Genomic DNA, 20,099 nt, shown 5'->3' with positions numbered 1-20,099 from the left:
CGGGGCGGCCGCCGCCCGGCGCGCGGTCCGGCCGCCGTCGGGCGCGGTCCGTCGGGTCAGCGGGCGCCGAAGGACAGCGCGTCCGGACCCAGCGGCGGTACGAGCCCTTCGGCCGCCGCACGGGTCAGCAGGCCGCGGATCGCCGCGTAGCCGTTCTCGCCGAGGTCCGCGGTGAACTCGTTGACGTAGAGCCCGATGTGCTGGTCCGCCACGGCGGGGTCCATCTCCTGGGCGTGCTCCAGGACGTACGGACGTGACTGCTCCGGGTCGTCCCAGGCCATCCGCACCGACGTGCGGACCGCGTCCGCCAGATCCTGCAGCATCCGCCCGCCCAGCGACCGCTTGGCGATGATCGCCCCGAGCGGGATCGGCAGGCCGGTGGTCGACTCCCAGTGCTCGCCCATGTCGGCGAGGCTGTGGAGGCCGTAGTTCCGGTACGTGAAGCGGGCCTCGTGGATCACGAGGCCGGCGTCCACCCGGCCGTCGCGTACCGCGGGCATGATCTCGTCGAACGGGAGGACGACGATCTTGCCCACACCGCCCGGCACCCTCTCCGCCGCCCAGAGCCTGAACAGCAGATACGCGGTGGAGCGCTCGCTCGGCACGGCGACCGTCCTGCCCGTCAGGTCCGTGCCCGGCCCCTTCGTGAGGACGAGCGGCCCGCAGCCCCGCCCCAGCGCGCCGCCGCACGGCAGCAGGGCGTACTCGTCGAGCACCCACGGCAGGACGGCGTACGAGACCTTCAGCACGTCGAACTCTCCGCGCTCCGCCATGCCGTTGGTGAGATCGATGTCGGCGAAGGTGACATCGAGGGCGGGCGCGCCGGGGACCCTTCCGTGCGCCCAGGCGTCGAAGACGAAGGTGTCGTTCGGGCACGGCGAGAAGGCGATCCGCAGCTTCGCACCCGGTGCCGCTGCGGAGTCAGTCACGGTGTCGGTCATGGTGGGTCCAGCCTTCCACTACAGGTGCGGTCTTCCCGAACGCCTCGGTGAGCACGGCCAGGGCCTCGCCGATGCGCCAGGCGTCCCGGTCGCGCGGGCCCACGGCGTTCGACACGGCCCGGATCTCGAGCACCGGTACGCCGAGCCGTGCCGCGGCCTCGGCGACGCCGAAGCCCTCCATGGCCTCCGCGACCGCCCCGGGATGCGCGGTCAGCAGCGCGGCGGTGCGGGCGGCGCTGCCGGTCACGGTGGAGACGGTGAGCACGGGGCCGGGCACGGCGCCGGTGGCCTCGACCACGTCCCGGACGAGGGCGGCGGGCGGCAGGAACGTGTCCCTGCCGAAGCCGAGAGCGGTGACGGGCACGAAGCCGTCCGGGGTCTCGGCGCCCAGATCGGCGGCGACGATGCCGGTGGCCACGACGAGGGTGCCGACGGGTGCGACGGGGGAGAAGCCGCCGCCGATGCCCGCCGACACGACGAGGCCGTACGGCTCGCGGGGAGGTGCGGAGGCGAGCGCGAAGGCGGCGGCCGCCGCCGCGGCGGCCGGACCCGCGCCGCCTGCGAGGACGTCGAACGGACCGGCGCGGTGCACCTGGGCGCCCGGCACCTCACGCACCCGCGGCGTCCCCCCGAACGCGCGCGTGACCGCGTCCCGTTCGGCCGGGACGGCGGTCACGACGAGCACCCGCACAGCGGTGGTCCTTCAGGGGTTCAGGGGATCAGGAAGTCTTCTTGAGCTCGAAGTGCCAGACGCCCGTGAGCTTCTGACCCTTGGCCTCGACGATGCTGATCTGCGTCTTGGACGCGGCCTGCTCGCCGGTCTGGCTGGCGAAGAAGGCGCTGCCGGGGATCGAGCGGTAGGTCTTCTTGTACGGCTCCTGCTCGGCCTGCTGGCCGTTGATGAACAGGGTCCAGCCGTGGTCGGCGATCTCGGGGTCGACGCCGAAGCGGACCTTGTCGTCCATCGCGACCTTGACGGACTTCTCCGCCTTCTTGTTGAGGCAGCCCTGGATCTCGGACTCCTTGAGGGCCTTGCCGTCGTTGTAACAGGTGGCCTCGGTGCTCACCGAGTTGTCGCCGACCGTCACGGTGGCGAGCGGCGTCGGCTTGTCGCAGGCGGACAGGACAAGGAGCCCCGCGGACACGGCACCGAGAGCGACGCCGATTCGACGGCTCTTACCGGAGAAGAACGGAACGGTCATGGGCCGAAGGTTATCGGTCGTCACCGCTCATGCCACGCGGGGGTGCGGTGAGCCGCGCCGCGCGGCGCCCAGGAGACCCCGTACGGAGGCGGTGGCGCCGAGGGCGAGGATGCCGGCGGCGACGGACATGCCGAGTGATCCGTTGAGGGGGAGGGCGATACCGATGGCGCCGCCGACCACCCAGGACATCTGGAGAAGGGTCTCGGACCGGGCGAACGCGGACGTGCGCACCTCCTCCGGCACGTCCCGCTGGATCATGGCGTCCAGCGACAGCTTCGACAGGGCCTGGGTGAATCCGGCGACCGCGCCCAGCGCGGCGACCATCAGGGTGCTGAAGAACACGGCGGCGAGCACGGCGACGCCCAGGGCGAGCCCCAGAACCGTCGCGATGATCACCTCGGGGCCACGGGCCCTGAGCCAGGACCCCACCGCCGTACCGCAGGCGTTGCCGACCCCGGCCGCGACGCCCACGATGCCGAGCGACACGGCGGCGCTCTGCCCGGCGAGCGGGTGCTCGCGCAGCAGGAACGCGAGGAAGAAGATCAGGAAACCGGAGAGGGCGCGGTGCGAGGCGTTCGCCTGGAGGCCGTGCAGCACGGACGGCCCGACGGACCGCAGCCCCGGAGGCCTCTCCCGGGCGTCCTTGTTCCCGTTCCTCCTCCTGTTCCTGCCGTTCCTCCCCCCGTCGGCCCTCGTGCTGCCCGGGCCGGGTGCCGGGGGGACCTCCTCGCCGTGCGGGACGACGAGGCGGGCCTTGCGCTCGCCCTTCGCGGAGTCGACCTTGTGCGGCAGGGTGAAGGCGAGCACCGTCCCGCCGAGGAAGATCACACAGGCGCCGTAGAGCGGCCAGGCCGATCCGATCATCTGGAGCCCGGCCCCGATCGGGGCCGCCACCCCCGTCGCCAGCAGGCCGGCCAGGGTGACCCGCGAATTGGCCTTCACCAAGGAGAAGCGTGGTGGCAGGAGCCGGGGTACGACGGCGCTTCTCACGACGCCGTACGCCTTGGAGGACACCAGGACGCCCAGCGCCGCCGGATACAGCTCCAGGCCGCCCGTCGCGACCGCCCCCGACATGGTGATCGCGAGCACCGCCCGGGCGAACATCGCACCGGCCATCGCGGCCCGGCGGCCGTGCGGCAGACGGTCCAGGAGCGGGCCGATCACCGGGGCGAGGAGGGTGAAGGGGGCCATCGTGACGGCGAGGTACAGGGCGACGCGGCCCCGCGCCTCGTCCGTCGGCACGGAGAAGAACACGGTGGAGGCGAGCGCCACGGTGATCATGACGTCACCCGCCCCGTTGACCGCGTGCAGCTCGATGAGCTTGCCGAGGCCGGACTCGCCGGCCCCATGGGCGTGGGTCGCCTTCCGGATCCCCTTCGCGGTGCCCGTGAACGGGGCCCGCAGGGCACGGCCCATCGCCCGGCCCCCTCTGCGGAGCGGGCCGGACCCGTCGGAGGACCTGGCGGCAGCCACGTGGTCATAGTGCCCCACGCCCCGCCGTCCCGAACCATGATCGGGCCGGGGCGCGGCGAGGGACTCCCCTACGGGTGAGTGATCCGGCGGGGGACGGGCGTGCGGACCGGGCACGTGGAGCAGGGGGGTCGCCGTGCCCGGTCCGCCCTTCTCCGCCCCGGCCCGGTCGTGGATCCGGAACTGTTCCGGTCCTGTTTGGGACGGGCAGGTGGGCGCGGGGCGGCGGAGAGGGTAGCGTGCACTCACGCGCCACCAGCGGTTGTTCTTGGCCGCGCGCCTCTCCGCGATCCCGCAGAATGGATGGCAGAAGGCGCGCCCGAGGCAGGCACAACGGGTGTGGACGTCGACGCGGCCCCCAGGTCCGCTCCGCCCACGACTGTCATGGCTGAAATCGGACATCGATGGGCTGCTGGCGCGCTCGTGAGACGGCGTATGGAGAGAAGCGAGACCTGTGAGTGCTGCGACGACGCGAAGCCGTACGGCCCGTACCCCCGCCCCTGACCGTCTGTGTGCCGAGGCGGTAGACCTCGCGCGCGAGGCGGCCGAGGAAGCCGCCTGGCCCGGTGAGGTCGGTGAACATGTGGCCCTGGTCTCCGAGGGGGACCGGGTCGTCACGCACTACTTCGCGTGCGAGGAGCCCGGATACCGGGGCTGGCGCTGGGCGGTGACGGTCGCCAGGGCCTCCCGCGCCAAGAACGTCACCCTTGACGAAACGGTGCTGCTGCCGGGGTCCGACGCGCTCCTCGCCCCCGAGTGGGTGCCCTGGAGCGAGCGGCTTCGGCCCGGCGACATGGGACCCGGCGACCTGCTGCCCACCGAGGCGGAGGACCCGCGCCTGGAGCCCGGTTACACGGGCGAGGACGAGCCCCTGCCGAACTCGGCGGTCTCCGAGGTGTCCCAGGAGCTCGCGGCCCTCATCGACGCGGAGGACGCGGAGCTGACGATCCGGCCCGCGGTGACGACCCGCGGCTCGATCGCCTCGGTCGCGGAGGAGCTCGGCACGCGGCGGGCGCGGGTGCTGTCCCGGTACGGACTGCGGCTGGCGGCGGACCGGTGGGACGAGGAGTTCGGCGCGAAGACGCCGATGGCGCAGGCCGCGCCGGCGTCCTGCGTCACCTGTGCGTTCCTGGTGCCGATGGCGGGTTCGCTGAAGCAGGCCTTCGGGGTGTGCGCGAACGAGTTCGCTCCGGCGGACGGCCGGGTGGTCTCGCTGGCCTACGGCTGCGGGGGGCACTCCGAGGCCGCGGTGATGCCGAAGGCGAAGCCGACGCCGCACGCGCTGGACACGTTGCAGGTGGACGACTACCAGTTGCGTCCGGCGGACGACTCCGGTTCGGTGCCGGCCCAGGCGGACGGGCCGACGGAGGATCTGGGCCACTCCTGACGCTCCTGGCCACTGTGGGGTCCGGGCTCGCGGTGCCCGGGCATCGCAGGGTCCCGGGCGCCCCGGTGACGGCGGGCGCCGGACGGGCTCGGTGGGGCTCCGGTCCGGGCCTTCCCGGCGGTCACGGACTTGTCCCCGAGCGCCGGACGGGCTTTTCGGGGTGCCCCGGTCCGGTCCGGCTGACGGGCCTGCCCCGCCCGTTGTGCCGTGCGGCCGGATCCGTCCCGTCCGGCGCCCTGCCCGTGGAGGCGGCTCCGCTCGCGGTACCTTCGGGCGCACACTGGGCGTCACGGGTCACCGGAAGAGCGGAGTTACGAGCGTGAGCATGAATGCGACCGAGGGGGCCGATCCGTTCGGGACGGCGCGGCTGCGGCGCGGCGTGCTCGACGCCTGGGGCGCCGGTCCTGCCCGCTTCCGGGAGGACGCCAACGCCGAGGAGGACCTCGTCCTCGGTGGCTACCGGGACCGTCTCGTCGTCGAGCTGGCCCAGAACGCCGCCGACGCCGCCGCCCGCGCGGGAGTCCCCGGCCGGCTCCGTCTCACCCTGCACGCGGCGGGAGACGGTCCCGCCGTCCTCGCCGCCGCCAACAGCGGCGCACCCCTCGACGCGACCGGCGTCGAGTCGCTGAGCACGCTGCGGGCCTCGGCCAAGCGCGAGGGCCACGAGTCGTCCGTCGGACGGTTCGGCGTCGGCTTCGCCGCCGTGCTCGCGGTCACCGACGAGCCCGCTGTCATCGGGCGGCACGGCGGCGTCCGCTGGTCCCTCGCGGAGGCCCGCGACCTCGCCCGGCAGGCCGCCGTCGGCAGCCCCGGTCTCGGGGACGAGCTCCGCCGCCGCGACGGCCACGTCCCGCTGCTCCGGCTCCCGCTGCCCGCCGAAGGCACCGCGCCCGACGGGTACGACACGGTCGTCGTCCTGCCGCTCCGCGACGGCGTCGCCGAGGACCTCGTCGGGCGGCTGCTCGCCGGAGTCGACGACGCGCTCCTGCTCACCCTTCCCGGCCTCGACGAGGTCGTCATCGAGACTCCGGACGGCGTGCGGACGCTGCACCGCTCGCAGCACGGCCCGTACACGCACGTCGAGGACTCCGCGCACGGGCTCCACCGCTGGCGCACCGTCGCCCGCCAGGGGCCCGTCGAGCCCTCCCTGCTGGCCGACCGCCCCGTCGAGGAGCGGCTGCGGCCGCACTGGTCGGTCACGTGGGCCGTGCCCGTCGGCCAGGACGGGGCGCCCGAGAACCCCCGTACCGCTCCTGTCGTGCACGCGCCGACGCCCACCGACGAGCCCCTCGGCGTACCCGCGCTGCTCATCGCCTCGTTGCCGCTCGACACCACCCGCCGCCACCCCGCGCCGGGCCCGCTGACCGACTTCCTGGTGCAGCGCGCGGCCGACGCGTACGCGGAGCTCCTCGCCGGGTGGGAGCCCGTGTCGGTCGCCACGATCGCGCTCGTGCCCGGCCCGCTCGGCAAGGGGCCGCTGGACGGTGCGCTGCGGGCCGCGATCCTGGAGCGGCTGCCGCGGATCGCGTTCCTGGAGCCCGCCGCGCCCCGGGATCCGGCCGCCGAGCCCGCGTGGGAGGACTGGGAGGACGCCGGAGCGGGGGCGCCCCGCCCGGCGACGAGCGCGCTGCGGCCCATCGAGGCCGAGGTCGTCGAGGGCGTGGGTGCCCAGACGGTACGGGTCCTCGCCGAGGTCCTGCCCTGCCTGCTGCCGGCGGGCCTGGAGCGCCGTACGGAGCTCCGCACGCTCGGAGTCGCCCGCGTCCCGCTGACCGAGGCCATCGACCGCCTGGCCGGTCTGGAGCGGGCCGCGGACTGGTGGCGGCGGCTGTACGACAGCCTGTCCGGCGTCGACCCCGACCGCCTCTCCGGGCTTCCGGTGCCGCTCGCCGGGGAGGGGGCCGCCGACGCCGCGCCCCGCACGGCCATCGGTCCGCGGCAGGTCCTCCTTCCGCTCCCCGACGCGCTGACCGCCCCGGTCCTCGCCCGGCTGGCCCGGCTCGGGCTGAAGGTGGCCCACCCGGACGCCGCCCATCCGCTGCTGGAGAAGCTGGGCGCCCTGCCCGCCACTCCTCGCGCCGTCCTGACGACCCCGCAGGTCCGTGCCGCCGTGGCGGGCTCGCTGGACGCGGGCGAGATCTGGGACGAGGACGCCCTGGACGGGGACGAGCTCGTCGAGACCGTCCTCACACTGGTGCGGGACGCGGATCTCGACCCCGGTGAGGAGCCCTGGCTGGGTGCCCTCGCACTGCCCGACGAGGACGGCGAACCCGCGCCCGCGGGTGAACTCGTGCTGCCCGGAAGCCCGTTCGCCCAGGTCATGCGCGAGGGTGAACTCGCCCTGTGCGACGCGGAGCTGGCCGGTCGCTGGGGCGAGCGGCCGCTGACCGCCTGTGGGGTGCTGGCCACCTTCGCCCTCGTACGGGCCACCGACGTGGTCCTGGACCCGGACGAACTGGAGCCCCGTGACACCGACTTCGCCGAGCCGGACGACGCCGGGCTGCTCGACGCCGTCGACGTGTGGTGCGAGGACGTCCTGGACCAGCTGCCGGACACACCGGTGCCGCCCGTCGCCACGGAGCTCGTCGCCGTGCGTGATCTGGACCTCGTCGACGACGACGCCTGGCCGCAGGCGCTGGCGATGCTCGCCCGCCCGCCGCTGCGCGACGCGCTGACCCAGCCGGTACGCGTCCTGCTCCCGGACGGTACGACGCAGTCCGTGCGTCCCTACACCGCCTGGTGGCTGCGTGACCACCCCGTGCTCGACGGCCGCCGTCCGGCAGGTCTGCGCGCGGCGGGCGGCGACCCGCGCCTGGCGGGGCTGTACGACTCCGTCGACGCGACGGGCTTCGACGACGCCCAGGTGCTGCGCGCCCTGGGCGTACGGACGTCGGTGGCCGCCCTCCTGGACGAGCCGGGGGGCGCGGCCGAGCTGCTGGGCCGGCTGGCGGACGAGGACCGCCCTGTCGGCCCCGTGCAGCTGCACTCGCTCTACACGGCCCTGGCCGAGCTGGACCCCGACCAGGTCACGCTGCCCGACGAGTTGCGGGCCGTCGTCGACGACGAGGTGCGGGTGGTCGACGCCTCCGACGCCGTCATCGCCGACGCGCCGGACGTGCTGCCGCTGACCGCGGGGCTTCCGCTGCTGCCGGTGGCCCCGGCCCGCGCGGCCGAGCTGGCGGAGCTGCTCCAGGTGCGGCGGCTCGGCGAGAGCATCGAGGCGGAGGTGACGACGGAGGGCGAGGAGCACCGGGTGCCCGAGGCGGTGCGGATCCTGCTCGGTGCGGGGACCCCGGACACGTACGTCGAGCACGGTGAACTGCGCGCGGGCGGGGTCGAGCTGGACTGGCGCCGCACCCAGGACGGGGTGGTCCACGCGTCCACGCTGGAGGGTGTGGCGGCGGGTCTCGCGTGGGCGGCCGGCCAGTGGCCGCGCCGCTTCGAGGTGGCCGCGCTGCTGGAGGATCCTTCGCGCACCGAGGAGCTGGCCCGGGACCGCTGGTTCGACTGAGTTCTGTGATCTTCACAGGAAAGTCGTTTTGTCCCACAACCATTCACATGTGAAACCCGTCTGATCTGACGAGTCACCAGACTCGCAGACCACATGGGGACCGTAGGCCTCATTACTTGCCACGGGCCCCCTTCTCCACTGGGGAACACATGCGTATTCGCGCCACTGTCGCCGCTGTTTCCGGCGCCCTGGCCCTGTCCGCTCTCGCCGTTCCGGCGGCGCAGGCCGACGACGGCCGCACCTGGACGCCTGACTTCGGGCTCTCCGCCCCGGAGCAGTCCAACGGGCGTATGGCCGCCCGCTCGGTCACCGCCGACGGCGACCTCACGATCACCAAGGCCGTCGTGAACGGTGGCAAGCCCATCATCGTGGGCACCACCGCACCGAAGAAGGTCACCGTCGCCATCACGGCCACGGACGACTCGGGCATCGCCGACGCCGGCACGATCCTGTGGATCGGCAGTGACCTGGAGTCCGAGGACAGCTTCGGCTTCTCGCAGAACGAGGACGCCGCCTCGTGCAAGGCGGCCAACGCCACGACCTCCACCTGCACCCTCACGGTCACCGTCGACCCGGCGTGGCTGATCAACTCCGACGCGACCACCTGGAAGGTCGGCGCCGCGGTGCTCAGCAACGACGGCCAGGTCGTCCAGAACGACGCCTTCGCCAAGACGAGGCTCCAGCGCCTCTCCAAGGTGACCGTCAACGCCGCCCCGGAGCCCGTCAAGAAGGGCAGGACCATCACGGTCACCGGCAAGCTGTCGCGTGCCAACTGGGAGACCGGTACGTACAAGGGCTACGCCGGCCAGGCCGTCAAGCTGCAGTTCCGCAAGAAGACCAGCACCACCTACACCACCGTCAAGACCATCAAGTCGAGCAGCACCGGTGCGCTGAAGACCACCGTCACGGCGTCCGTGGACGGCTACTGGCGCTACAGCTTCGCCGGTACGTCCACCACCCCGACCGTCACGGCCGCGGGTGACTTCGTCGACGTGCAGTAGTCGGTCGACGTAGCAGTCGGGGCCCGCTGAAGGCCCTATGCGGGGAAGCGGCGGCCGACCAGCCTCCAGGCCATTTCCAGGACGGCCGCCGCGGCCGCCGCGATCCCCACCGCGGCCCACGGCATCGTCGTCCCCACCAGCTTCAGCGCGAAGAAGTCCTGGAGCCACGGCACGGCCAGCACGATCAGGAACCCCAGGCCCATCGTCGCCACCAGGGCGACCCGCCACCAGGTGTACGGGCGGGCGATGATCGCCAGGACCCACATCGAGACCAGGAACAGCGTGAGCGTCGCCGCGCTCGTCTCGGCGTCCAGCGCTCCCGTACCGGCGTAGTGGTGCCGGGCCACCAGGTACGTGGTGAAGGTGGCCGCCGCCGCGATGGCCCCGGACGGGATCGCGTACCGCATGACGCGGCGCACGAAGTGGGGCCGGGCGCGCTCCTTGTTGGGTGCCAGCGCCAGGAAGAACGCCGGGACACCGATCGTCAGCGTGGACAGCAACGTCAGGTGGCGCGGCAGGAACGGGTACTCCACCTGGAAGCAGACCACCAGGATCGCCAGCAGCACCGAGTAGACGGTCTTCGTCAGGAACAGTGTGGCGACCCGGGTGATGTTGCCGATGACCCGGCGGCCCTCGGCCACGACCGACGGCAGCGTGGCGAAGCTGTTGTCGAGCAGCACGATCTGGGCCACGGCACGCGTCGCCTCGGAGCCCGAGCCCATCGAGACCCCGATGTCGGCGTCCTTCAGCGCGAGCACGTCGTTGACCCCGTCGCCCGTCATCGCGACCGTGTGGCCGCGCGACTGCAGGGCCGCGACCATGTCCCGCTTCTGCTGCGGGGTGACCCGGCCGAAGACCGCGTTCCGCTCGATGGCCGTCGCCATGTCGTCGCGGCCGGCGGGCAGCCGGCGGGCGTCCAGGGTGTGCTCGGCGCCCGGCATGCCGAGCTTCTGGGCGACCGCGCCGACGGAGACGGCGTTGTCGCCGGAGATCACCTTCGCGGCGACGTTCTGCTCGGCGAAGTAACCCAGGGTCTCCCCGGCGTCCGGCCGCAGCCGCTGCTCCAGGACGACCAGCGCGGTGGGTTCGGCCCCCGCGGCGGCGTCCGGGGCGTCCAGCCCGTCCCGCACCCGGGCCAGGAGGAGGACGCGCAGCCCCTGTTCGTTGAGGTGCACGGTCTCGGTCAGTGCGGGGTCGTCGGCGCCCAGCAGCACGTCGGGGGCGCCCAGCAGCCAGGCGGACGCGTTCCCGTCGCTCTCGGTGAACTCGGCGCCGCTGTACTTGCGGGCCGAGGAGAAGGGCACCGCATGGGTGACGTCCCAGCCCTCGCCGTCGGGCGGGTAGGCGTCGATGATGGCCTGGAGGCTGGCGTTGGGCCGCGGGTCGGACGCGCCGATGGCCCCCAGCACACGGTGGACGTACCCCTCGTCGGAGCCGTTCAGCGTCCGGACCTCGGTGACGTCCATGCCGCCCTCGGTGAGGGTGCCGGTCTTGTCCAGGCAGACGATGTCGACCCGGGCCAGGCCCTCGATGGCCGGCAGCTCCTGCACGAGGCACTGCTGGCGGCCGAGCCGGATGACGCCGATCGCGAAGGCGACCGAGGTGAGCAGGACGAGGCCCTCGGGGATCATCGGGACGATGCCGCCGACGGTGCGGGCGACCGATTCCTTGAAGTCGTTGTCCTTGACGACGAGCTGGCTGATGATCAGCCCGATCGCGGTCGGCACCATCATCCACGTCACGTACTTGAGGATGGTGCTGATGCCGCTGCGCAGCTCGGACCGGACGAGGGTGAAGCGGGAGGCCTCCTCGGCGAGCTGCGCGGCGTACGCCTCGCGGCCGACCCTGGTGGCGGTGAACGCCCCGCCGCCCGCGACGACGAAGCTGCCGGACATGACCGGGTCGCCGGGCCGCTTGATCACGGGGTCGGCCTCACCGGTCAGGAGCGACTCGTCGATCTCCAGGCTGTCGGCCTCGGCGACGGCGCCGTCGACGACGACCTTGTCCCCGGGGCCGAGCTCGACCAGGTCGCCCAGGACGATCTCGGAGACGGAGACCTCGGCGGAGACCCCGTCGCGGCGCACCGTGGGCTTCGCCTCGCCGATGACCGCGAGGCTGTCCAGGGTCTTCTTGGCGCGCCATTCCTGGATGATGCCGATGCCGGTGTTGGCGATGATCACGAAGCCGAAGAGGCTGTCCTGGATCGGCGCGACGAACAGCATGATCACCCAGAGCACGCCGATGATCAGGTTGAACCGGGTGAAGACGTTCGCGCGGACGATCTCGGTGACGGAGCGGGACGAGCGCACCGGTACGTCGTTGACCTCGCCGCGCGCGACCCGCTCGGCGACCTCGGCGGTGCTCAGACCTCCGGGCGGTGCGGGCGGTGGGGAGAGGTGTCCGGGGTCCGGCTGCTCACCGGAGGAATCGAGTGCCCGCTGCGTCATGGAGTCGACGGTACGGGCGGAGGCGGTGATTCACCCACCGGGGGTCCGAAGACCCGGCCGGGGGCCGAGAGGGGCGGTCCCGTGGCCGTACGTCAGCGCGGTGCGCCGCCGTCCCCGGCGGCGGACGGTCCGGCCGTGGCGCCCGAGGCCCGCCTGATCGCGGCGTCCCGCCCCCGGACGTACCAGATGCCGATCAGTCCGAGTCCGGCACCGGCCAGGCAGGTCCACACCCACCAGGTGTGCCCGTGCTCGTCGAACCAACCGTAGAAGGGGAGCTGCGCGAGGAAGAGGACGAACCAGAGGATCGTGCCGCCGGTGACGGTGGCGACGACGGGGCCCTCCAGGGGCTCGGGTGCCTCGTGCTTCGGGATCCACTTCTCCATGGGCTCAGTCTAGGGCCCCGGTCCGCAGGGGCTGCCGAGCCGGACGGCCCAAGGGTCTACGCGCGGAGATAGCGATCTTTGGCTTATGTATTCATACTGAATCTGCTTATGGATGTCCTGAATTGTTCGTACGAACATCCAAAGTTGACTGCTTTCACTCCATCGATGCACGACTGAAGGTCATACATGTCCCCCTCGGCCACCGCTCCGGTCGACCCCACGCCGCCCCCGGCTCCGCAGCAGCCCTCCGGCGGCCTGGACCGTTACTTCAAGATCTCCGAGCGGGGGTCGACGGTCGCCCGCGAGATCCGTGGTGGCTTCGCCACGTTCTTCGCGATGGCGTACATCATCGTGCTCAACCCGATCATCCTGGGTAGCGCGAAGGACATGTACGGGCACCAGCTCGACGGCGGCCAGCTCGTCACGGCCACCGTGCTGACGGCCGCGTTCTCCACGCTCCTGATGGGCGTCATCGGCAACGTGCCGATCGCGCTCGCCGCCGGTCTCGGCGTCAACACCGTCGTCGCCCTCCAGCTCGCGCCCCGTATGAGCTGGGCCGACGCGATGGGCATGGTGGTCCTCGCGGGCATCGTCGTGATGCTGCTCGTCGCGACCGGACTGCGCGAACGCGTGATGAACGCCGTGCCGAAGTCGCTCCGCAAGGGCATCGCGATCGGGATCGGCCTGTTCATCCTGCTGATCGGGCTCGTCGACTCCGGCTTCGTCTCCCGTATCCCGGACGCCGCGCACACCACCGTGCCCCTGCAGCTCGGCAACGACGGTCACCTCAACGGCTGGCCCGTCCTGGTCTTCGTCATCGGCACGCTGCTGACCCTGGCGCTGATCGTCCGCAGGGTGCCGGGCGCGATCCTGATCTCCATCATCGCGATGACTCTCGTCGCGCTGGTCATCGACGCGGCCGGAGACCTCCCGGCCGGCGCCTGGGGGCTGACCGTCCCCGAGTGGCCCGGCAATCCGGTGGCCTCCCCGGACTTCGGACTGCTCGGCCAGGTCAGCCTGTTCGGCGGCTTCGGCAAGGTCGGCCTGCTGACCGGCGTCCTCTTCGTCTTCACCGTGCTGCTGTCCTGCTTCTTCGACGCGATGGGCACCATCCTCGGCGTCGGCGACGAGGCGAAGCTGATGGACAAGGACGGCCACTTCCCGGGCATCAACAAGGTGCTGTTCATCGACGGCGTCGCCGTCGCCGCGGGAGGCGCGAGCTCCTCCTCCGCGTCGACCTGCTTCGTGGAGTCCACGGCGGGCGTCGGCGAGGGCGCCCGTACCGGACTCGCGAGCGTGGTGAGCGGTCTGCTCTTCGCGGTGGCCCTGTTCCTGACGCCGCTGGCGACGATGGTCCCCTCGCAGGCCGCCACTCCGGCGCTGGTCGCGGTCGGGTTCCTGATCCTCGCGGGCTCCGTGCGGGACATCGACTGGAGCGACTTCACGCTCGCGATCCCGGCGTTCCTCGCGATGCTGATGATGCCCCTCACGTACTCGATCACCAACGGCATCGGCATCGGTTTCATCGCCTTCTCCGCGCTGCGCCTGGTGGCGGGCCGCGGGCGTGAGGTCCCGGTGGCCATGTACGCGGTCTCGGCGGTCTTCGTCTTCTACTACGCGATGCCGGCGCTCGGCCTCACCTCGTAGCGTCCCGGGCTCCCACCCCTACGGGGCGGGCCTCCGTCATGTGACCCGGTCGGCCGGGTCCGCGTGACGGGGGTCCGCCCCGTAGAACTTCTCGGTCTCGTCGACGGCGGCGTTGAAGCGCTCGTCGAAATCGTCGCGGACGAGCGTCCGGACCACGTAGTCCTGGACGCTCATGCCGCGTCTGGCTGCGTGCTTGCGGAGCCGGTCGAGCAGCTCACCGTCTACGCGCAGGCTGAGCACTGTCGATCCCATGCCAAGCAGGGTCGCGGCACATGTGGTCGTTTCGGGGTTGTTTCCGCCTTGTATTCACTCGTTCGGGTGCTCGTTTTCTCGCGCGTGTACCACCGAGTGGTCTTTAGTGAAGCTAATGAGTTACGCTAATAAACATGCCTGACCTGATCCACGACGGTGACAGTGCCGCCGCCGTGAGCTCCCTCCGCTCCGCCGTGATGCTGCTGGGCCGGCGCCTGAAGCACCAGCGCGTCGACGAGTCGCTGAGCCCCACCGAGATGTCGGTGCTGGGCACGCTCGCCCGTTGCGGTTCCGCCACCCCCGGTGAGCTGGCCCGCAAGGAGCACGTGCAGCCGCCGTCGATGACCCGCATCGTCGCGCTGCTGGAAGCCAAGGGGCTGGTCAGACTGGAACCGCACCCCGATGACCGTCGGCAGAAGATGGTCAGCCGGACCGAGCAGGCGGAAGCCATGCTCGCCGAGAGCCGCTCCAAGCGGAACGCCTGGCTGGCCGACCTCGCCGAGGGCCTGGACGAGGACGAGTGGGAGAAGCTGCGGGCCGCCGCGCCCGTGCTGGAGAAGCTCGCCCACCTCTGACCCGACGGGCGCGCGCAGGCCCGCGGTCCGCAGCCCGTAGCGCCCGCCGTCACGTCCTCGTCAGCACGTACGTCGTATACGCCCGAGGAGGCGAACTCTTTTGAGTACGGGATCCGGAGCAGACTCCGCCCCCGCACCGACTTCCACCCACGAGAGCAAGACCGGCGGGACCTTCTCGTCGCTGAAGATCCGTAACTACCGCCTGTTCGCCACGGGCGCCGTGATCTCCAACACCGGTACCTGGATGTCCCGCATCACGCAGGACTGGCTCGTCCTGAGCCTCACCGGGTCCGCCACGGCCGTCGGCATCACCACGGCCCTCCAGTTCCTCCCGATGCTGATCTTCGGCCTGTACGGCGGCGTCATCGCCGACCGGCTCCCGAAGCGGCGTCTGCTGCTCATCAGCCAGGCAGCGCTCGGCCTGTGCGGTATCGCACTCGCCGTCCTGACCCTTTCCGGCGTCGTCGAGGTCTGGCACGTCTATCTGATCGCGTTCCTGCTCGGCATGGTGACCGTGGTCGACAACCCGGCGCGCCAGTCGTTCGTGTCCGAGATGGTCGGCCCGGCGCAGCTGCGCAACGCGGTCAGCCTGAACTCGGCGAACTTCCAGTCCGCCCGGCTCATCGGCCCCGCCGTCGCGGGTGTCCTGATCACCACGGTCGGCAGCGGCTGGGCCTTCATGTTCAACGGGCTGTCGTTCGTCGCCCCGCTCGTCTGCCTGCTCATGATGCGTACGAGAGAGCTCCACGCGTCCGTGACCGTGAAGCGCGCCAAGGGCCAGTTGCGCGAGGGCCTTCGCTACGTGTCCGGCAGGCCCGAGCTGATCTGGCCGATCGTCCTGGTGGGCTTCGTCGGCACGTTCGGCTTCAACTTCCCGATCTGGCTGACCGCCTTCGCGGACGAGATCTTCCACGGCGGCGCCGGGATGTATTCGTTCTTCAACATCCTGATGGCGGCCGGCTCCCTGGCCGGAGCCCTGCTCGCCGCCCGCCGCCGCTCCTCACGGCTGAGGATGCTGGTGGCAGCGGGAACCCTGTTCGGTGTCCTGGTGATCGCCGCGTCGCTGGCGCCGTCCGTCTGGCTGTTCTCGCTGCTGCTCGTCCCGATCGGCATGATCGGCCTGACGACCAACATCAGCGCCAACACGAGCGTCCAGATGGCCGCGGACCCGGAGATGCGGGGCCGGGTGATGAGCCTCTACATGATGGTCTTCGCCGGGGGCACGCCGGTGGGCGCCCCGATCGTCGGCTGGATCAGCGATGTCTACGGTGCCCGGACCGGCATGGCGGCCGGCGGGGCGATCTCGGTGCTGGCCGCGCTGGGCGTGGGCTTCGCCCTGACCCGTGTCGGAGACCTGCGCCTCAAGGTCGACCTGCGCCCGGGCCGCCCGCACGTGCGGTTCGTCCCGCGCCGGGAGCTCGCGACGGCGGCCTGAACCGCCGGCCACGAACGCCGCCCTCCTCCTCGCCGGAGAGGGCGGCGTTCCCGTATCGGTCGCGGGGGAGGTCGCCGGTCTGCCGACGACGGGCCCGGTACCCGGGACACGTCGGGACGCTGGGACACTCGCCGTATGAGCAGCCAGAGACTCTTCGCCGCCGTTCTGCCGCCCGCGCCCGCGGTGGAGGAGCTGGCCCGGGCCGTCGCCCCGCTGCACGACGTGCCGGGCGCCGTGAACCTCCGCTGGACCGCGCGTGCGGGCTGGCACTACACGCTGGCCTTCCTCGGGAGCGTGGACGAGGAGGTGCTGCCCGATCTGTACAGCCGGATGGAGCGGGCCGCGCACCGGACGGAGCCGTTCCCCTTGCGCGTCCACGGCAGCGGCAGGTTCGACGGGCGGGCGTTGTGGGCGGGGGCCGCGGGCGGGCTCGACACGATGCGGCTGCTGGCCGAGCGGACCGATGCCGCCGCCCGCCGGGCCGGGGTGTCGATGGAGGAGCACCGCCGCTACATCCCGCACCTCACTCTGGCACGCAGCCGGGACCATGCCGATCTGACGCCGTTCACCGAGGCCCTGGCCGGCTTCGAGGGCATGCACTGGGAGGCCTGGGAGCTCAGTCTCGTACGCAGCCACCTGCCCGTGGACGGGGTGCCGGGGGAGCAGCCGCGGTACGAGGTGGTGCGGGCCTGGCCGCTGGGGCGCTGAGCGGGCCGGTTACGCTCGTCGGGTGGACCCGAAGACCAGAAACCGCATCATGGCCGCCGTGCTCGTACTGATGTTCGTCGTCGTCGCGGCGGCGTCCGCCCTCGGGGGCTGAGCCCGCCGAGGACGGACGCGCGCGAACCGGTCACCAGGCGAAGTTCTCCGGCGACGGGCCCGGGCCGGGGAAGATCTCGTCCAGCGCGGTCAGCACCTCGTCCGACAGCTCCAGCTCCACCGCGCGCAGTGCCGAGTCGAGCTGTTCCCGGGTACGCGGACCGGAGATGGGACCCGTGATGCCCGGGCGGGTCAGCAGCCAGGCAAGACCGGCCTCGCCGGGCTCCAGGCCGTGCTTCTCCAGCAGGTCCTCGTACGCCTGGACCTGGGCCCGCACCTTGGGGTCGGCCAGCGCCTCGGCGGACCGGCCGGACGTGGACCGGGCGCCGCCGCCCTCGCGCTCCTTGCGGATCGCGCCGCCGAGCAGCCCGCCGTGCAGCGGCGACCACGGGATGACACCGAGGCCGTACTCCTGGGCGGCCGGGATGACCTCCATCTCGGCCCCGCGCTCCATCAGGTTGTAGATGCACTGCTCGCTTACCAGGCCGTAGCTGCCCCGCTGCTTGGCGACCTCGTTGGCCTGGGCGATCTTGTAGCCCGCGAAGTTGGACGACCCGGCGTACAGGATCTTGCCCTGCTGGATCAGTACGTCGACGGCCTGCCAGATCTCCTCGACCGGGGTGGACCGGTCGACGTGGTGGAACTGGTACAGGTCGATATGGTCCGTCTGGAGGCGCTTGAGGCTGGCGTCGACGGCCCGGCGGATGTTGACGGCGGACAGCTTGTCGTAGTTGGGCCACGCGTCGCCCTCGGCGGCCATGTTGCCGTAGACCTTGGTGGCGAGGACGACCTTGTCGCGGCGGCTGCCGCCCTGCGCGAACCAGGTGCCGAGGATCTCCTCGGTGCGGCCCTTGTTCTCGCCCCAGCCGTAGACGTTCGCGGTGTCGAAGACGTTGACGCCCGCTTCGAGGGCGGCGTCCATGAGGGCGTGGCTGTCGCTCTCGTTGGTCTGGGGGCCGAAGTTCATCGTCCCGAGGACGAGGCGGCTGACTTTGAGTCCGGTGCGTCCGAGCTGCGTGTACTTCATGCTCCCCAAGCCAACGCCTTCGAGCGCACTCGAAGCAAGAGGTGATCTCAGGCGCGCCGCGCGAACCGGTCCAGCGCCGCGAGCACCGCACGGCTGGTCGCGGGGCCGCCCAGATGGCCCGCGCCGTCGATCACGGTCAGCTCCGCGTCCGGCCAGGCCTTCGCCAGCTCCCAGGCGGTGGTCAGCGGTCCGCCCAGGTCGAAGCGGCCGTGCACCAGCACCCCGGGGATGCCGGCGAGGCGGTCCGCGTCGCGGATCAGCTGTCCCTCCTCCAGCCATGCGGCGTGCGCGAAGTAATGAGCGCAGATCCGTACGAAGGCCATCCGGTCGCGGCCGGGCCGCCCGCTGTACGGGGACGGACCGGTGTACGACTCCGTCGAGACCACCGCGTCCTCCCACGCGCACCAGTCGGCGGTCGCCCTGGCCCGTACGTCAGGGTCGGGGCTCTCCGTCCGCCGGGCGTACGCGGCGACGAGGCCGCCCGGGCCCTCCGCCTCCGGGACGCCCGCCCGGAACAGGTCCCAGGCCTCGGGGAAGATCTGTCCGGCGCCCCGGTACAGCCAGTCGATCTCGCTGCGCCGGGTCGTCGTCACCGCCGGGATCACGATCTCGGAGACCCGCTCCGGGTACTGCTCGGCGTACGCCAGGATCAGCGTGGAGCCCCAGGAACCCCCGTACAGCAGCCATGTGCCGATGCCGAGGTGGGTGCGCAGCCGCTCCATGTCGGCGATCAGGTGGGCCGTCGTGTTGTGCCGCATGTCGGCGGCCGGGTCGCTCGCGTGCGGGGTGGAACGGCCGCAGTTGCGCTGGTCGAAGAGCACCACCCGGTACAGGTCCGGGTCGAAGTACTGGCGGGCCCGGGGCCCGCAGCCGGAGCCGGGGCCGCCGTGGACGACGAGGGCGGGCTTGCCGGCCGGATTCCCGCAGACCTCCCAGTACACGAGGTTGCCCTCGCCGACGTCGAGCATGCCCCGGTCGTAGGGCTCGATCGGCGGGTACTTCCGGTCCGGCTCGCGGTCCACGGTGGCGTCCCCTCGGCTCGGCGGCGCCGGCGTGCGCGGTCGGCGCGTGAAGGGGATCAGCCTAGCTCTCAGGGCACCAGGACGAGCCGCCCCCGTGCGCCGCCCTCCGCGAGACGGCGGTACGCGTCGGCCGCCCGCTCCAGGGGGTACGTACGCGCCACCCGGGGTGTCAGGACACCCGCGTCGACCAGCTCCACCAGCTTGGCGAGCCGGTTGCCGTCGGCGGCCACCTCCACGACCTGGACCCGGATGCCCCGCACGCCCGGAGGGGCCGCCTGCGGGATGACGCCCACGTAGTCGCCGTCGTCCCGCACCTGGGCCAGCGCGTCGGCGCCCAGCACGGCCGCGTCCAGCACCGCGTCGAACGGGCCTGCCGGCAGGCCGCGTTCGACGAACCGGTCCGCGCCGAAGGACCGTACGAGCTCCTCGTCGGCCGCTCCGGCCACCCCGACGACCGTGATCCCGGCCCGGTGGGCGAGCTGCACCGCGTATCCGCCGACCGCACCCGCCGCGCCCGTGACCAGCAGCGTGGATCCGGGGGCCAGGTCCAGCAGGTCCAGTGCCTGCGCGGCGGTCAGGGTGTTCAGCGGCACGGTCGCCGCGCGGACCGCGTCCACCGAGGCCGGGGCGGGCGCGACCGCCGAGCTGTCCACCACCACGTAGTCGGCCTGGGCCTTGACCGGCGCCGGCCCGTACGCCAGCGCCACCACCTCGGCCCCGGCGGCGAACGCCGCCCCCGCGCCCACCGCGTCCACCGTCCCCGCCACATCCCAGCCGAGCCCGAGCAGACCGCTCCCGGGCAGGGGGACGAGGACGCCGGCGCCGTACGCCGCGTCCACCGGGTTGAGGGCCGCCGCCGCCACCTTGATCCGCACCTGGCCCGGACCCGGCTCGGGCAGTGCGCTCTCCACGACCTCCACGACCTCGGGTCCGCCGAACGTCCTTACCACCACAGCACGCATGTCGATATCTCCCTGGAT

General features: G+C 72.3%; 17 protein-coding genes. 7 read left to right on the top strand and 10 right to left on the bottom strand.

The window, feature by feature from the left end:
- Positions 1-56: 56 nt before the first annotated feature.
- The 4 genes from AB0F38_RS11955 to AB0F38_RS11940 are packed head-to-tail and all read right to left on the bottom strand — an operon-like array spanning position 57 to position 3,616.
- Positions 57-941, bottom strand: a complete 885-nt coding sequence (locus tag AB0F38_RS11955; protein ID WP_361890482.1) for a 1,4-dihydroxy-6-naphthoate synthase — start codon at positions 939-941, stop codon at positions 57-59.
- Entirely contained in the window at positions 922-1,632 is a 711-nt protein-coding gene (locus tag AB0F38_RS11950) for a futalosine hydrolase (protein ID WP_361890479.1), read from the bottom strand. Before AB0F38_RS11950 ends, AB0F38_RS11955 begins: the two co-directional genes overlap by 20 nt.
- A gap of 28 nt (positions 1,633-1,660) precedes the next feature.
- On the bottom strand, positions 1,661-2,143 hold the full coding sequence (locus AB0F38_RS11945; RefSeq protein WP_361890476.1) for a DUF2771 domain-containing protein: 483 nt from the start codon (positions 2,141-2,143) through the stop codon (positions 1,661-1,663).
- A gap of 27 nt (positions 2,144-2,170) precedes the next feature.
- Positions 2,171-3,616: an MFS transporter gene (locus tag AB0F38_RS11940; protein WP_361890473.1), complete on the bottom strand. Its 1,446-nt coding sequence runs from the start codon at positions 3,614-3,616 to the stop codon at positions 2,171-2,173.
- Positions 3,617-4,067: 451 nt separating this feature from the next.
- Between AB0F38_RS11940 and AB0F38_RS11935 the strand changes: the two genes are divergently transcribed.
- From AB0F38_RS11935 to AB0F38_RS11925, 3 genes are all read left to right on the top strand, one after another.
- Positions 4,068-5,000, top strand: a complete 933-nt coding sequence (locus AB0F38_RS11935; protein ID WP_361890470.1) for a DUF3027 domain-containing protein — start codon at positions 4,068-4,070, stop codon at positions 4,998-5,000.
- Between the two features lie 325 nt (positions 5,001-5,325).
- Positions 5,326-8,511 (top strand): molecular chaperone Hsp90, encoded by a 3,186-nt coding sequence (locus AB0F38_RS11930; RefSeq protein ID WP_361890467.1) that lies wholly within the window; start codon positions 5,326-5,328, stop codon positions 8,509-8,511.
- A 149-nt stretch (positions 8,512-8,660) separates the two neighbouring features.
- On the top strand, positions 8,661-9,512 hold the full coding sequence (locus tag AB0F38_RS11925) for a DUF5707 domain-containing protein (protein WP_361890465.1): 852 nt from the start codon (positions 8,661-8,663) through the stop codon (positions 9,510-9,512).
- Positions 9,513-9,547: 35 nt separating this feature from the next.
- On the opposite strand, the gene AB0F38_RS11920 is transcribed toward AB0F38_RS11925, so the two are convergent.
- A complete protein-coding gene (locus tag AB0F38_RS11920) occupies positions 9,548-11,959 on the bottom strand; it encodes an HAD-IC family P-type ATPase (protein ID WP_361890462.1) in 2,412 nt (803 codons plus the stop codon).
- Positions 11,960-12,051: 92 nt separating this feature from the next.
- On the bottom strand, positions 12,052-12,342 hold the full coding sequence (locus tag AB0F38_RS11915) for a DUF2530 domain-containing protein (RefSeq protein WP_361890459.1): 291 nt from the start codon (positions 12,340-12,342) through the stop codon (positions 12,052-12,054).
- A gap of 186 nt (positions 12,343-12,528) precedes the next feature.
- Here AB0F38_RS11915 and AB0F38_RS11910 point away from each other — a divergent pair, with 186 nt between their 5' ends.
- Positions 12,529-13,989, top strand: a complete 1,461-nt coding sequence (locus AB0F38_RS11910; protein WP_361890457.1) for an NCS2 family permease — start codon at positions 12,529-12,531, stop codon at positions 13,987-13,989.
- A 36-nt stretch (positions 13,990-14,025) separates the two neighbouring features.
- Here the strand turns inward: AB0F38_RS11910 and AB0F38_RS11905 are convergent, their stop codons facing one another.
- Positions 14,026-14,241: a hypothetical protein gene (locus AB0F38_RS11905; protein WP_361890455.1), complete on the bottom strand. Its 216-nt coding sequence runs from the start codon at positions 14,239-14,241 to the stop codon at positions 14,026-14,028.
- Positions 14,242-14,375: 134 nt separating this feature from the next.
- Here AB0F38_RS11905 and AB0F38_RS11900 point away from each other — a divergent pair, with 134 nt between their 5' ends.
- From AB0F38_RS11900 to thpR, 3 genes are all read left to right on the top strand, one after another.
- Positions 14,376-14,816, top strand: a complete 441-nt coding sequence (locus AB0F38_RS11900) for a MarR family transcriptional regulator (RefSeq protein WP_361890453.1) — start codon at positions 14,376-14,378, stop codon at positions 14,814-14,816.
- A gap of 100 nt (positions 14,817-14,916) precedes the next feature.
- Positions 14,917-16,251, top strand: a complete 1,335-nt coding sequence (locus tag AB0F38_RS11895) for an MFS transporter (RefSeq protein WP_361890450.1) — start codon at positions 14,917-14,919, stop codon at positions 16,249-16,251.
- Positions 16,252-16,386: 135 nt separating this feature from the next.
- Entirely contained in the window at positions 16,387-16,959 is a 573-nt protein-coding gene (thpR, locus tag AB0F38_RS11890; RefSeq protein WP_361890447.1) for an RNA 2',3'-cyclic phosphodiesterase, read from the top strand.
- A gap of 142 nt (positions 16,960-17,101) precedes the next feature.
- On the opposite strand, the gene AB0F38_RS11885 is transcribed toward thpR, so the two are convergent.
- The 3 genes from AB0F38_RS11885 to AB0F38_RS11875 form a co-directional block, all read right to left on the bottom strand.
- Positions 17,102-18,097 carry an aldo/keto reductase gene (locus tag AB0F38_RS11885; protein WP_361890445.1) on the bottom strand — a complete coding sequence of 332 codons (996 nt, stop codon included), beginning with the start codon at positions 18,095-18,097 and terminating at the stop codon, positions 17,102-17,104.
- 47 nt (positions 18,098-18,144) lie between these two features.
- Entirely contained in the window at positions 18,145-19,119 is a 975-nt protein-coding gene (gene pip / locus AB0F38_RS11880) for a prolyl aminopeptidase (RefSeq protein WP_361890442.1), read from the bottom strand.
- Positions 19,120-19,187: 68 nt separating this feature from the next.
- Positions 19,188-20,081, bottom strand: coding sequence for an NADP-dependent oxidoreductase (locus tag AB0F38_RS11875; RefSeq protein WP_361890439.1), 894 nt, complete (start codon positions 20,079-20,081; stop codon positions 19,188-19,190).
- Between the last annotated feature and the right edge of the window lie 18 nt (positions 20,082-20,099).

Source organism: Streptomyces sp. NPDC025273 (genome assembly GCF_040638585.1).
GTDB classification, from domain to species: domain Bacteria; phylum Actinomycetota; class Actinomycetes; order Streptomycetales; family Streptomycetaceae; genus Streptomyces; species Streptomyces cinereorectus.
This window is presented reverse-complemented; position numbering and strand designations above follow the sequence as displayed.